This window comes from Sphingobium sp. TB-6, assembly GCF_012927365.1.
Lineage (GTDB): Bacteria > Pseudomonadota > Alphaproteobacteria > Sphingomonadales > Sphingomonadaceae > Sphingobium.
Window position 1 is genome coordinate 78,506 of sequence record NZ_JABBGL010000009.1, and the last position, 13,359, is coordinate 91,864.

The following is a 13,359-nucleotide window of genomic DNA, read 5'->3' on the forward strand; positions in this document are numbered from 1 at the left end:
CTCGGCAGGGCGCTCGCCCGGATGGAGGCTTCGGCCCGCATCCTTGCCCTTGTCAAGCTCGCAAATGTCGGGCTGACGCTGATCTGGGGCTTTGCCGTCACCTATGTGTTTGTGCGCGCCCTCCCGCTGCGCGAGTTCCAGTCCTTCCTGCTGCTGGTGGCGTTCGGCAATTTCACCATTTCCGCTGAGTTCGGCCTGACCAGCATCATCTATGCGCGGCTGCGGCGGCATTGGCTTGGGCTGGGACAGGATGATGCAGGCGGCTTCCGGCTGGAAGAAATGGGGGTGCTGTTCCTGTTCCTTGGCCTGCTGATCGTCGGCGGCTTTGCGATCCTGTCGGTCGCGCTCGCTCTGGGTGGGCTGCATAGCGGCATGCCGCTGCTGTTCCTGCTGTTCTTCCTCTCCGCCTGTCTCAACCTGCCCGCGCTGCTGGCCAAAAGGGCGTTGGCGGCGGTGGACGGCAATTTCCTTTGGGAAGCGCTCGACTGCCTGCGCCGGGTGATGACGATCGCGCTGCTGCTGTTCATCCTGCAAGGGCTGGACCCGCGCCTGTCGGTGGCCTTGCAGCTTTGCGTGAGCATCGCAGTGATCGGCTATGCCATAGCACTGGTGCATGGGCGCCTGGGTATGGAGGTCCGGCACTGGCTGTCCTTCCGCGTCGGTGGAGGCCATGTCCGCGCCAATTATCTGCGTGACATCGGGGCTTCGGCGGCGTTCACCATTTCCGAAATCCTGGCCTATAACGCGCCATATTTTACGATCGCCGCCGCCACTCATGATGCGCGGCCGATGCTGATCTTCGACTTTTTCTTCAAGATGTCGCGCTCGCTTTCAATGCTCGTCCGGGCGACCGTGGAGGCGGCCTTGCCCCGGATCACGCGGGCCTTTCACGCGGGCGACAGGGCGCGGTTGCGCCAGTTGGTGGGGCGGGCGCTGGGCGTTGCCCTGTTCTTTGCGCTCGGCGCTTCGGGCGCCTTACTTCTGTTTGGGGAGTGGCTGTTCGCCAAGCTGTTCGATGGCCGCGCAGTGATCGACCGCATCGATCTGTTGCTGATCGGCGGTGCGTTGCTGGCGCTCGCGGTGATCTGCGTGTCGGTCTATGTGCAGGGCGCTTTGGGCCGGTTTACCCTGTTGCTGGGGCGGTCGCTGCCTTTTCTCGCCGGTTCGTTGCTCAGTGTGCCGCCGGCAAGGATTTTCGCGCCGGAGCGGTTCGATCTGCTGTTCCTGATCCTCTATACGCTGACCCTGTTCGTGACGGCCGCCATTCATGGCGCTTCCCTCCGCCAATTGGTGGGCAGGCGCGGATGAACGTCGCCCTGAAAGTTGCGATGTGCGATCCATCGCTGTTTACCGGGCGCTATGACGACAGCCTCTGCGCGGCGATGGCGGCGGAGGGGATGGACGTGACCCTGCTTGGCCGCCCCAAGCGCGTGACCGATGCGATCGTGCCGCAGGGCTATCGCTATGATGCGCGCTTCTTCCGCCGGAGCGAAGCGCTGCGCGGGCGGATCGGGGAAGGGCGGGCCTTCCGTCTGCTGAAGGCGGCTGAATATGGGCTGAGTTGTGCCCTGGGCGATCTCGGCATTCTGGGCGATGCCGATGTCGCGCATATGCAATGGCTTCCGCTGGCGCCTGCCGACCGGGTCATGCTGAAGCGGTTGAAGGACAGGACGGCGCTGGTCCATACGGTCCATAATGCCGATGCCTATCATGCCGATGCTGGGGTGCAGGGTAGGGGCTATCGCGACTTGCTCGATATGTTCGACGCGCTGATCGTTCATGGCGAGACGACCCGCTTGGCGCTGGAGCGGCAGGGCGTCGATCCCGGGCGCATCCATGTGACGCCGCATCCGCCGATGCGGCTGGCCCCTGCCGGGCCGGATGATCTGACGCAGGTGCCTGACGCATCCCTGCCGCGCCTGCTCTTTTTCGGTACGATCCGGCCCTATAAGGGCGTCGATCTGCTGGTGGATGCCTGCCTGTCGCTCTGGCGGGCAGGGCATCGCTTCGAACTGGTGCTGGCGGGCAAGCCGTTCATGGACATCGCGCCGCTGCTCGATAGCGTGCATACAGCGGGCTTTAGCGAGCGGCTGATCACCGACCTCGGCTTCCTGACCGAACAACGGCTCGACGCGCATATGGCGAAAGCGGATGTCTTGGTCTTCCCCTATCGGCATATCGACAGCAGCGGCGCTTTCCTGTCGGCGCTGCACCATGGCAAAGCGATGGTGACGTCCGACGCGGGCATGTTCGCGAGCTTGCCCGATGAGGTTGCCGTCAGGGCGTCCGCAGGAAATGCGCCGGCGCTTGCGCAAGCCCTCTTGCCCCTCGTAGAAAGCGCGGCCATCAGGCAGGCTTTGGGAGCGCACGCGCGTACCTATGGAGATTCAATGGGCAATTGGAAGGACATGGCGCTGGCCACCATCGCGATTTACCGCAGTGTGACCCGCGCCAAGGTGACCAGAAGATGAGCCGCTATGTTCGTGAACTGCGCGACCGGGCGCTGGCTGTGCGTCTGGCTCTGGCGGGCCGTGTCCATCAATATCCCGAAATTCAGGCGCTGCGGCGGTTTCTGAGCACCTTCATGGTGGACTGCGTATTCGACGTCGGGGCCAATCGCGGGCAATATGCGACGATGCTGCGCAAGGATGCGGGGTTCCGGGGCATGATCCTCTCTTTCGAACCCAATCCGGAGATTTTCGCGGAACTGGAACGAAGCGCCGCGTCAGACGGCAAGTGGCATGCGTTCAACATGGCGCTGTCCGATTTCGACGGCACGGCCAGCTTCAACATCATGGCCGCCGACCAGTTCAGTTCCTTGAAGAAACCGTCGGGGCAGCAGGACGCGATCTTTGCCGAACGCAACAAGGTGACGCGCACGGTCGACATGCAGTGCCGCCGCCTTGAAAGCGTGCTGCCGGAACTGAAAAGCGCCCATGGCTTTGCCCGGCCCTTTTTGAAGATGGATACGCAGGGGCATGACCTCTCCGTCTGTGAAGGCGCAGGCGGTGTATTGAGCGAAATGGCTGGCGTTCAAACCGAACTCGGCGTCCGGCCGATTTATGAGGACGGCACCGGCTATCGGGACATGATCGACTGGCTGGCGAGCCGCGCTTTCGCGCCTTCGGCCTTCTTCGCCAACAACAAGGGCCATTTCCCGCTGCTGGTCGAGATGGATGGCATTTTCGTCAATCAGGCGTTGTTGCCACAGGAACGTTGATGTTCGATCGGTCGCGTCCCATCAGTGCCACCCGCCTGTTCATCGCGGGCGCGATTGGGCTGACGCTCTGGCTGGGCGCGGCTTTTCTTTGGCATGTGACCTATCGGCAGGGCATCAGCCTGGCCGTCATCCTGTTCCTCGATCAGGATTTTCCGGCACTGTTCGGCGGGCTGCTGTTGCTGACGCTGGCCGCGCCCTTTGCGGAAGGGCTGGGCTGGCGTCTGCCGCTGCCGCGTGCGCGGGTGATGGTGCCGTTGGTCGCGCTGTTTGGCCTTGTCGCCTGGGCGGGGCATTATTGGCTGTTCCAGGACTATTCCATCTCCCGCGATGAGGAGGTGGCACGTTTTGCCGCCGCCTATATGCGGGAGGGTTTTCTGGCGCGGCCGATCCCGATGGAGTGGGAAGCCTATCGCCGGGCGATCATGCCCGAATTCTTCTCGCCCTTCGGCGCGGCGGATTATTGGACGGCGGCCTATCTGCCGGTGAACAGCGCGATCCAGGCGCTGTTCTGGCAGTTGGGCGATCCCAATCTGGCGGGACCGGCGCTGCTGATGGCGGGGTTGTTCGCATTGTGGCGAGTGGCGCTGCATCTCTTCCCCGACCGGCCCGATGCGGTGTGGGTGACTATGCTGCTGGCGCTATCATCGGCGCAGCTTTGGGTCACGGCGATGACGCCCTATGCCATGACCGGGCATTTCGCGCTCAACATGGTCTGGCTGGCGCTGGTGCTGCGCGGAGGGCTGGTCGGGCATCTGAGCGCGGGCGTGGTCGCGCTGGCGGCGGCGGGGCTGCATCAGTGGCATTTTCCGCCGATCTTCATCGCGCCCTTCATCCTCTGGATGCTGCTTGGACGCCGGTGGAAGGTCGCGATTTTCCATATCCTCGTGCTGGCGGCGATCGTCATCGTCTGGGCCAAGCTCTGGCCGGCTTTCCTGAGCCATGTGCTGGGCCAGCCGACCGATGTGCGGCCCTCGGCAGGAGTGGCGGATAAGGTGGGGAGCCTGTTCGAGCGGCTGGGCGACCGCTGGCAGCCTCTGGTAAATCTCAGCCGCTTTGCCGCCTGGAACAATATATTGATGGTGCCGCTGGCCACGCTGGGCGTGTTCGCCATGCGCTGGCGCAAGGCGATCCGGGGGCAGGAGATCGCGCTGCCCTTGGCGCTGGGGTGCTTTGCGGGTTGCGCCTTGGCCTTGGCGCAGGGCTATGGCTGGGGTTATCGCTATGCCCATGGCTTTATCGGGCCTTTTTGCCTGCTTGCGGGCCTGGGTTGGGCGCGGTTCAGAACGGGGGCGATCCGGCCGGTCTTTCTGGGGGTGGCGATCACGCTGCTCGGCAGCGCCTATCTCGTCTGGCGGACGCATGGCTTCGTTGCGCCCTATGCGGCGAGCCATCGGATGATTGATGCGTCGCAGGCGGACGTTGTGCTGGTCGATCCGCGTGGGGGGCTTTACGTCACCGATCTGGTGCGGGGGCGCAATGGCGTGCCGGGCAAGCCGATGGTGATGAACCTGGGCATGTTGACGCTCGATCAGGTCGACAATCTCTGCAAAAATTATGTGGTGGAGCTGTTCGATCGGGCGGAATTCCGGCCCCTGGGCGTGCCCCTGGCGCGCTGGAATCTGGGGCGGATGGACGCCCTGCGCGCACATATGAAGGAAGAGGGCTGCGACAAGCCGGTCCAGCCGCCCTTGCCGGAGACGGAGGAAGAGGCGTTCAACGCGGCGGGCGATGTGTTGTAAGGGGCGTTATTGCCCCTTCACATAGACTCGCTTGCCGCCGATCCATGTTTCCAGCACCTGCGTCGCGCGAATCTCGTTGGCGCTGGCGGCGGAAATATCCCGGTCGATCAGGAGGAAATCCGCTCGCTGGCCGGGAATCAAGCTGCCAAAGCGCTTTTCCGCAAAGCCCGCATAGGCCGCCTGTCGCGTGAACCCGTCCAGCGCCACTTGGAAGTCTATGCGCTGCTCGGGCATCCAGCCGCCGGCCGGTTGCCCCGATGCATCCTCGCGAGTCATGGCGGCGGCGATGCCGGGGAAGGGATTGGGGCTTTCCACCGGCACGTCCGATCCGAAGGCGAGGGGGACGCGATTGTCCAGCATCGCCTTCCACGCATAGGCGCCCTTCAACCGGGCCTCGCCCAGCCGCGCCGTCGCCATGCGCCAGTCGGAGGTCTGATGCACCGGCTGCATCGAAGCGACGATGCCAAATTGCCCGAAGCGCGGCAGCTCGGCCGGATCGACGATCTGGGCATGTTCGATGCGCCAGCGCCGGTCGCCCTTATAGGTTTCGCTCAGTTCCTGAACGGCATCCAGCACTTCGCTATTGGCCGCATCGCCAATGGCGTGAACCGCGATCTGGAAATTGTCCATCGCCGCCCGGCTCATGATATTGCGGAGCTGCGTCGAGGGGATCATCGGTAGCCCGCGCTGCCCCGGCGCATCGGCATAGTCGGCCTTCAGCCACGCCCCGCGCGACCCCAGCGCGCCATCCAGGATCAGCTTGATCCCGCCCATGCGCAGATGGTCGTCATAGAGCCACGGCGTCGGCTCCGGCCCGGCGATCAGCACCATGTTTTCGAGGCCAAGGGCATAGGAGATGATCCGAACCCGCAGCGCCCCGCGATCGGCGGACCGCCGGAAAGCCTGCCAGTCCTCGATGCTGGTGCCCATGTCGGCAATGCCGGTGATGCCCTGTTTGAGCAGCGCCTGCTGCGCCTTCTCCAGCGCGATGTCGCGGTCCTTGGCTGCGGGCGGCGGGACGACCCGCGTCACCAGTTCCATCGCCTTGTCCACGAACACGCCCGCAGGCCTGCCGCCCGCCATTTCGATCCGCCCGCCCGCAGGCGCCTTGGTCGCGGCGGTGATGGCAGCCGCCTTGATCGCCTGCGAATTGGCCCAGCCCGCATGACCGTCGATCCGTTCCAGCCAGACAGGCACGTCGCTCACCGCCGCGTCCAGTTCGGCAGCGGTGGGGAATCGGCCCAGGCCCCAGATTTCCTGGTTCCAGCCCGTCCCGATGATCCACTTTCGTCCCGTATTGGCGGCGGCATAAGCCCTGATCTTCGCCTGCGCCTCCGCCAGTGATTTCGTGTCCGACAGATCGAGGGTGATCAGCGACAGGCCATAGCCCATGACATGCCCATGAGCGTCGATCAGGCCGGGAATCAGCGTCTTGCCGCCCGCGTCCAGTTTGAAGTCGGGACGTTTGGGCTGTGGAGGCTCCGGTTCATTTTTCTTGCGTTTTTTGGGACGGGCGTATTCCGGTTCCTGATAGCGGTCGGACAGCAGCTTCTCGACCTTGCCTTCATCGTCGATGGTCAGCGCCTTGAAGCGCACCAGCCGCCCATTGGCGTCCAGCGCGATCCCGTTCACATTGTCGATCACGCCCGAAGCCAAAGCCGCGCCGGGTAAGGCAAGTGCAGCCGCTGCTGCCAGCAGAGCAGCCTTCATGCCCGCGTGATCCGCCGCACGATAGCGCTGGTATCCTGCCGATGGCCGCCCATCGCCTGCACATCGGCGTAGAATTGATCGATCAGCGCCGTCACCGGCAAGGTCGCGCCATTGGCCCGCGCTTCTTCCAGAGCCAGTCCCAGATCCTTGCGCATCCAGTCGACCGCGAAACCGAAATCGAAGCTGTCCGCCGCCATCGTCTTCCAATAATTATCCATCTGCCAGCTTTGCGCCGCGCCGCCGGAGATCGCATCGAATACCTTGTCCAGATCCAGTTCCGCGGCCTGCGCAAAGCGCAAAGCTTCAGCGAGGCTCTGCACCACGCCCGCGATGCAGATCTGGTTCACCATCTTGGCGGTCTGGCCCGCGCCCGCGCGCCCGACATGGACGATGCGCGGTGCATAGGCCTGCATCACGATCTTCGCCGCCGCGACTGCGGGTTCGCTGCCGCCGCACATCACCGCAAGCCGGCCTTTTTCCGCACCAGCCTGACCGCCTGTCACCGGCGCGTCGACGCAATGCAGCCCCCGGCTTTCGCCCTCCACGAACAATTGCCGCGCGATCCGCGCCGAAACCGTCGTATGGTCGATGAACAGGCCTCCGGGCTTCATCGAGCGAAAAGCGCCGTCGCGGCCCAACGTGATCTGACTGAGATCATCGTCGGTGCCGACGCAACTGATGACGATCTCCGCATCCTCCGCCGCCTTGGCCGGGTTGATCGCGACTTCGCCGCCATAGGCCTCCGCCCAGCGCTTCGCCTTGCCGATGGAGCGGTTGTAGACGGTAAGCTGATGCCCTGCTTTCGCCAGATGCCCCGCAATCGGGCCGCCCATGACGCCCAGGCCGATAAACGCGATTTTAGCCATATGCCTCGATCAGTTAGATGCGCGCGCCAATGCCATAGGCAGAGTTTTCCGTCAGTGCCAGTTCCTTCCGCCGCAATTTTGAGGTAGGGCGCCGCCCATGAACACGCTGACCAAGATCGAGAGCGCCACGCCGCTACCCATTTCCGTCGATGACATATTGGCGGCGCGCGTGCGAATTTCGGGCTCGGTCGTGCATACGCCGACGCTGGTCAGTCAGACACTGTCGGCCATGTTCGGTTGCAAAGTGTATCTGAAGTTCGAAAATCTTCAGTTCACCGCCGCGTACAAGGAGCGCGGCGCGCTCAATCGCCTGCTTCAACTGGACGAGAAAGCGAAGAAGAAGGGCATCATCGCCGCCTCGGCCGGCAATCATGCGCAGGGTCTTGCCTATCATGGCAAGCGCCTGGGCGTGCCCGTCACCATCGTCATGCCCACCACCACCCCGACGGTGAAGGTGACGCAGACGCAAGGGCATGGCGCCACGGTCGTCCAATATGGCGAGAAATTCGACGATGCCTATGCCCATGCCCGCAAGCTGGAGGTGGAGCAGGGTCTGACCTTCGTCCATCCCTTTGACGAGCCGGACATCATGGCCGGGCAGGGCACAGTTGCGCTCGAAATGCTGGAGGACGCGCCGGAGATCGACACGCTGATCATCCCGATCGGCGGAGGCGGCCTGTTTTCGGGCGTGGCGACGGCGGCCAAGGCGATGAAGCCGGATATCAAGATCTATGGCGTGCAGGCGGAACTCTATCCGTCGATGTACGACTATATCAAGGGCGCCAACCTGCCTTGCGACGGCGATACGCTGGCGGAGGGCATCGCCGTCAAGCAGCCGGGCGAACTCACCCGCCGTTTCGTCGAGCGGCTGGCGGACGATGTGCTGCTGGTCAGCGAGCGCCATCTGGAGGAAGCGGTCAGCCTGCTGCTCCAGATCGAAAAGACGGTGGTGGAGGGCGCGGGCGCCGCAGGCCTTGCCGCGCTGTTGACGCATGGGCAGGAATTTGCCGGGCGCAAGGTCGGCCTGATCCTGACCGGCGGCAATATCGACACGCGCCTGCTGGCGAATGTGCTGCTGCGCGATCTGGCGCGTTCGGGCCGCCTGGCGCGGTTGCGGATCATCCTGCAGGATCGGCCGGGCGCGCTGTTCCATGTGGCGCGCATCTTCGACCAGGAAGCGGTCAACATTCTCGAACTGTCGCACCAGCGGATATTTACCAATCTGCCGGCCAAGGGTCTTAGCCTGGACGTCGAATGCGAGACGCGCGACGGCGCTCATCTGGAGCGCCTGATCGCGGCCTTGCGCGCGGTTGGATATGAGGTTGCGCCGATCGAAGTCGCCTGATCGACGCGGCCTCTGCCGCTTAACCAATTTTCGTGGTAAATAATCTTTTCACAGCGGCCCGCGGACGGCATAGTCGTCTCATGAATCAGGGGTCGGGCAACGCTGTGGGGGAGATGCGGTTGTGAGTGCGCCTTTCCGCTTTCCGCGTTTCTTTGTGACAAACCCCAGCCCTTGCCCCTATTTGCCGGGCAAGAGCGAGCGGAAGGTGTTCACCGAACTTAGCGGCGACAATGCTTCGGAGCTGAATGACGCCCTTGGCCGCATCGGCTTCCGGCGTAGCCAGAATGTCGCCTATCGGCCAAGCTGCGCGGATTGCTCCGCCTGCGTGTCGGTGCGCGTCGTCGCGGGCGAGTTCGAACCCAATGCGACCCAGCGCAAATTGCTGCGCAAGAATGAAGACCTCGTCATCACCGCCTGCAAGCCCTGGTCGACCGAGGAGCAGTTCGCGCTGTTGCAGCGCTATTTGCGCGCCCGTCACCCCGGCGGCGGCATGACCGAAATGGACGAGATGGACTTTGCCGACATGGTCGAACAGACCCCGGTGGAAAGCCATGTCGTCGAATATCGCGAACCGGGCGAGGATGGCCGCCCCGGTAAGCTGATCGGTGCCTGCCTGACCGACCGGCAGGGGGATGGCCTCTCGATGATCTACAGCTTCTTCGATACGGAACTGGAGCATCGCAAGGGGCTGGGCAATTTCATCATCATGGATCATATCCTGCGCGCGGCGAAGGCCGGGCTGTCCTATGTCTATCTCGGCTATTGGGTCGAGGGATCGCAGCGGATGCAGTACAAGATTCGCTATCGACCGCTCGAAAGGCTGAGCCGCAACGGCTGGACCCGTTTCGACCCGCAGGAACAGGCGCAGGCCGTGCGGGAGGCGGAAAGCCGCGATGAGCCCGCGCTGCCACGCGAACTGGCGGCGATCTTCCGCAAATAAGACTGCTGGAATTCCCTATTCCTGACCGATGAAAGCCGGGGCGTATCGTCTTGCGGCTGGCGGAACGGTTTGCGCCGTTGCGGATTAATTTCCCACTACCGCATTGGAAAGCTTATTTAACTTTTTCCGTTACTGCATTCGGATGGATTGCAGCAATGGCAATGGATCTGGGTCGGTAGATGGACCGTTTTGCTGATCGCAGATTTGCGGAATTTCGCTCCGAACTGGCTCGGGACGGGCTGGAATGGGACGCGTTGCACTATCGTAATGAGTTGCTGTTCTCTCCGGTCTTCCAACGCGTCTCTCCGCCGCTGATTCGGTGGATCGCGGACTATCGCGGTCGCATATTGTCGCGAGAGATCGCTTCGGACCTGTTCGCCCGCCATTTTTCCTCCGACATGATCGGCAATGGCTGGCGCGCCATGCTGGACCGGCGTGACTGCATGGCGCTGGCCGATGCGGCGAGGCGGTCAAACCGGCCCGGTCCGGTTCCCGTCCGGATGCGCACCATATCGGGCGAGACGAGACCGGGGATCGTGCGCATGACGCTGGTCGCGGAACCCGATGAGGCGCCGCTGTGGTACGGCACGGTCGAGGACATCGATGAGCGTTATGACCGGGATAGCCGCGCATTGGCCGATGCGCTGGCGGAAAGCCGGCAACATTATCGCTGGTCGGTCGAGCTTAGTCCGCAGGTGCCCTGGACCGCAGCCCCCAACGGCGCGATCGAGGAGGTTGGCCCCCGCTGGCAGGATCTGACCGGCATCCCCCCGGCCCAGGCGCGTGGCGTGGGGTGGATCGATTCGCTCCACCCCGACGATGTCGAACGGACGCTGGCCGTCTGGACGGAAAAGCTCCGTACGGGGGATTCGGTGGATGTCGATTATCGGCTGCGCCTGGCCGATGGCGGTCATCGCTGGATGCGATCCCGGGCCTCGGCGCGGCGGGATGCGAAGGGCCGGATCGTGCGCTGGTATGGCACGCTGGAGGATATCCACGCACAGAAACTGGCGCAGCGCGAATTGGCGAATAGTGAGGAACGTTTCCGCCTGGCGGTGCAGTCGGCGCGCCTGGGCATATGGGATTTCGATGCGGTCGCTGGCACCCGGACCTGGTCGCGGGAATTCCGGTCGATGCTGGGCCTGTCCGACACGGAGCCGGCGACGAGCGAGCTGGCGTTGCGGCTGGTGCACCCGGAGGACCGGCCCCGCCTTGCCGAAATGCTCGACGCTGTGGCGAACGAGCGCATGCCGCCGCATTTCGAAGCGAGCCTCCGGGTATACAGGGCTGATACCGGCGCTTTGCGGTGGATCAAAAGCGTCGGATGGAGCAGCTTTTCCGAATCGGGCCGACCGCTGCGCGTCATCGTCACCTTCCAGGACGTCACGGAGGAAAGGAACAGCGAGGAACGCATCCGCTGGGCCGCGACTCATGATCCGATGACCCATATGCCCAATCGGGCGCTGTGGCAGGCGACGCTGGAGGACATGACGGAGCAGGCCCACCGGACCGGCGTAAGCTTCGGCTTGATCCTGGTCGATATCGACGATCTGAAGCGGACCAACGACATGCTCGGCCATGATGCGGGCGACGCGCTGCTGTGCGGGTTTGCGCAGCGCTTCGCTTCTTGCGCGCCTGCCGACGCGATGGTCGGGCGGCTTGGCGGCGATGAATTCGGCATGATCGCGCCTTCGCTCGCCAGTTGCGCGGCGCTCATGGAATGGAGCGCCCAGTTGCTGGGCGGTGTCCGGGCGCCCTATGTTCATAATGGCCGCTCGCTCGATTACGGCATCAGCATGGGCGGCGCGGTCTTTGGCGAACATGGCGACGACGCGGCCGAATTGCTGAAGGCGGCGGACCTGGCGCTTTATGCGTCCAAATCCTCGGGACGAGGACGGCTGACATTGTTCCAGTCGCAATTGCGCGCCGAAGCGCAGCAGCGCAGTTCGATGATCCACATGGCCCGGCAAGCCATAGCGGACGATCTGGTGGTGCCCTATTATCAGCCCAAGGCCGATATGAAGACGGGCCGGATATTGGGATATGAAGCGCTGCTGCGCTGGCAGCACCCCCGCACGGGCATCCATGCGCCCGACAGCATCGCAGCGGCATTCGACAATGCGGAAATCGCCGTCGAACTAACCGAAAAGATGCTGGCGAAGGTGGTCCGCGACGTCGAGCGGTGGTTACGGGCCGGCTATGATCCGGGCCGCGTCGCCATCAACGCTTCGGCCGCGGATTTCATGCAGCACGACTTTGCCGGCTATGTCCTCGACCATCTTGCCCGCTGCGCCATCCCGCCACAACAGTTCGAGATCGAGGTGACGGAGACGGTGTTTCTGGGCCGCGGGGCAGAACAGGTGGAGCAGGCGCTGCATCGCCTGTCGGCGGCGGGCGTGCGGATCGCGCTGGACGATTTCGGCACCGGCTATGCGTCGCTCAGCCATTTGAAGCAATATCCGGTCGATGTGCTGAAGATCGATCGCAGCTTCATCAGCAATATCGAACAGGATGCGGGGGATGCCGTCATCGTCGACGCCATCGTGAAGCTGGGCAGCAGCCTGGGCATGGAGGTCGTGGCCGAAGGCGTGGAAACGGCGGGACAGGTCGAATTGCTGATCGCGCGCGGTTGCATGATCGGTCAGGGCTATCTGATGGGCCGACCGCGTCCCTGGGCGGCGGTGCGATCGCAGGCCGCCTGACAATCTGCCCTAGCGGGCCTTTCGCCTGCGCGCGGGAACCTCCGTCACATAGGTTCGGGTGGTCGTGACGGCCGGCTGGATCACGACGGTCGTGGTGGTCGCGCCCGGATAATAATAGCCGTCCGCTATGAATCCGGGAGTCTGCGTCGTCGTGACCACGGGTTCTCCCGGAGCGCCGGGGCGGCGTATCGGATGCGGTGCGGCGGCATAGGGCGGCGGGTCGAAATCGACGCCGGGACCGCCGTTGACATGGCCTTCGAAGCGGCCTTCATAATCGCCGCTAAAGGTCTTTCCGTCCTTGTCGCGCCAGGTGCCGCTCCAGCGGCCCTCATAGCCCAGTGGCGGTGGAGGAGCTTCGTCCGGCGCGGTGACTTCGTCATCATAGCGCAAGCCGGGTGGAGGCGGCGCATCGTCGCTTCGATCCTGCCAGTCGACGTCGCTGCGATGGTCGTGCACGCGGCCATCGCGGTCGGTCATCACCGCATCGTCATAATAGCGCGACCAGCCATAGCCGCTTGCCGGGGCGGGCAGGCCATACATGCCGTAATTGCGGATATGATAAGCGGGGCCGACCCAGTAGCGGGGCAGCACATAGCCGACCGCCGGCCGACGATAGGCCGCCCAGCCGCCGGGCGCATACCAGCCCGCATACCAGCGGCCATGATGGCTCGGCCCCCAGCGGCGAACGGTCGTTCCCGAATGCGGCATTGCGGGTCGTGCGGCCATGCTGTTCCCCATGGCCGGACCGTTCGCAAAAACGGGCGTCGTCATCCCGATCGTCAGGACGGCGCCTGCCAGGATGGTGCTCCGGATATGCATGCTCGAATCCCCGTTTTC

Annotated in this window: 10 protein-coding genes; 7 read left to right on the forward strand and 3 right to left on the reverse strand. The window is 63.9% G+C overall.

What is annotated here, in order from left to right; all coding sequences use genetic code 11:
• Nucleotides 1-21: 21 nt before the first annotated feature.
• From HHL26_RS13975 to HHL26_RS13990, 4 genes are read left to right on the forward strand one after another with little or no spacing between them, the layout of a single operon-like run.
• Entirely contained in the window at nucleotides 22-1,308 is a 1,287-nt protein-coding gene (locus HHL26_RS13975) for a hypothetical protein (protein WP_066561542.1), read from the forward strand.
• 8 nt (nucleotides 1,309-1,316) lie between these two features.
• Nucleotides 1,317-2,471 (forward strand): glycosyltransferase family 4 protein, encoded by a 1,155-nt coding sequence (locus HHL26_RS13980; protein WP_066561545.1) that lies wholly within the window; start codon nucleotides 1,317-1,319, stop codon nucleotides 2,469-2,471.
• On the forward strand, nucleotides 2,468-3,220 hold the full coding sequence (locus HHL26_RS13985; RefSeq protein WP_066555921.1) for an FkbM family methyltransferase: 753 nt from the start codon (nucleotides 2,468-2,470) through the stop codon (nucleotides 3,218-3,220). The genes HHL26_RS13980 and HHL26_RS13985 overlap by 4 nt, the downstream gene beginning before the upstream one ends.
• Entirely contained in the window at nucleotides 3,220-4,959 is a 1,740-nt protein-coding gene (locus tag HHL26_RS13990) for an MFS transporter (RefSeq protein WP_066555923.1), read from the forward strand. The genes HHL26_RS13985 and HHL26_RS13990 overlap by 1 nt, the downstream gene beginning before the upstream one ends.
• A gap of 6 nt (nucleotides 4,960-4,965) precedes the next feature.
• Here the strand turns inward: HHL26_RS13990 and HHL26_RS13995 are convergent, their stop codons facing one another.
• A complete protein-coding gene (locus HHL26_RS13995; protein WP_197672773.1) occupies nucleotides 4,966-6,669 on the reverse strand; it encodes an amidohydrolase in 1,704 nt (567 codons plus the stop codon).
• The gene (locus tag HHL26_RS14000; protein WP_066555925.1) at nucleotides 6,666-7,535 is read right to left on the reverse strand and encodes an NAD(P)-dependent oxidoreductase; all 870 of its coding nucleotides are present in this window, start codon (nucleotides 7,533-7,535) and stop codon (nucleotides 6,666-6,668) included. Before HHL26_RS14000 ends, HHL26_RS13995 begins: the two co-directional genes overlap by 4 nt.
• Before the next feature lie 97 nt (nucleotides 7,536-7,632).
• Between HHL26_RS14000 and HHL26_RS14005 the strand changes: the two genes are divergently transcribed.
• The 3 genes from HHL26_RS14005 to HHL26_RS14015 all read left to right on the forward strand — a co-directional run bounded on the left by HHL26_RS14005 (nucleotide 7,633) and on the right by HHL26_RS14015 (nucleotide 12,522).
• Nucleotides 7,633-8,880, forward strand: coding sequence for a threonine ammonia-lyase (locus HHL26_RS14005; protein WP_066555927.1), 1,248 nt, complete (start codon nucleotides 7,633-7,635; stop codon nucleotides 8,878-8,880).
• A gap of 121 nt (nucleotides 8,881-9,001) precedes the next feature.
• Nucleotides 9,002-9,820: an arginyltransferase gene (locus HHL26_RS14010; RefSeq protein ID WP_066555928.1), complete on the forward strand. Its 819-nt coding sequence runs from the start codon at nucleotides 9,002-9,004 to the stop codon at nucleotides 9,818-9,820.
• A 179-nt stretch (nucleotides 9,821-9,999) separates the two neighbouring features.
• Complete coding sequence (locus tag HHL26_RS14015; protein WP_066555929.1) at nucleotides 10,000-12,522, forward strand: EAL domain-containing protein; 2,523 nt, start codon at nucleotides 10,000-10,002, stop codon at nucleotides 12,520-12,522.
• Between the two features lie 9 nt (nucleotides 12,523-12,531).
• Here the strand turns inward: HHL26_RS14015 and HHL26_RS14020 are convergent, their stop codons facing one another.
• On the reverse strand, nucleotides 12,532-13,341 hold the full coding sequence (locus HHL26_RS14020) for an RcnB family protein (RefSeq protein ID WP_066555930.1): 810 nt from the start codon (nucleotides 13,339-13,341) through the stop codon (nucleotides 12,532-12,534).
• Nucleotides 13,342-13,359: the final 18 nt, after the last annotated feature.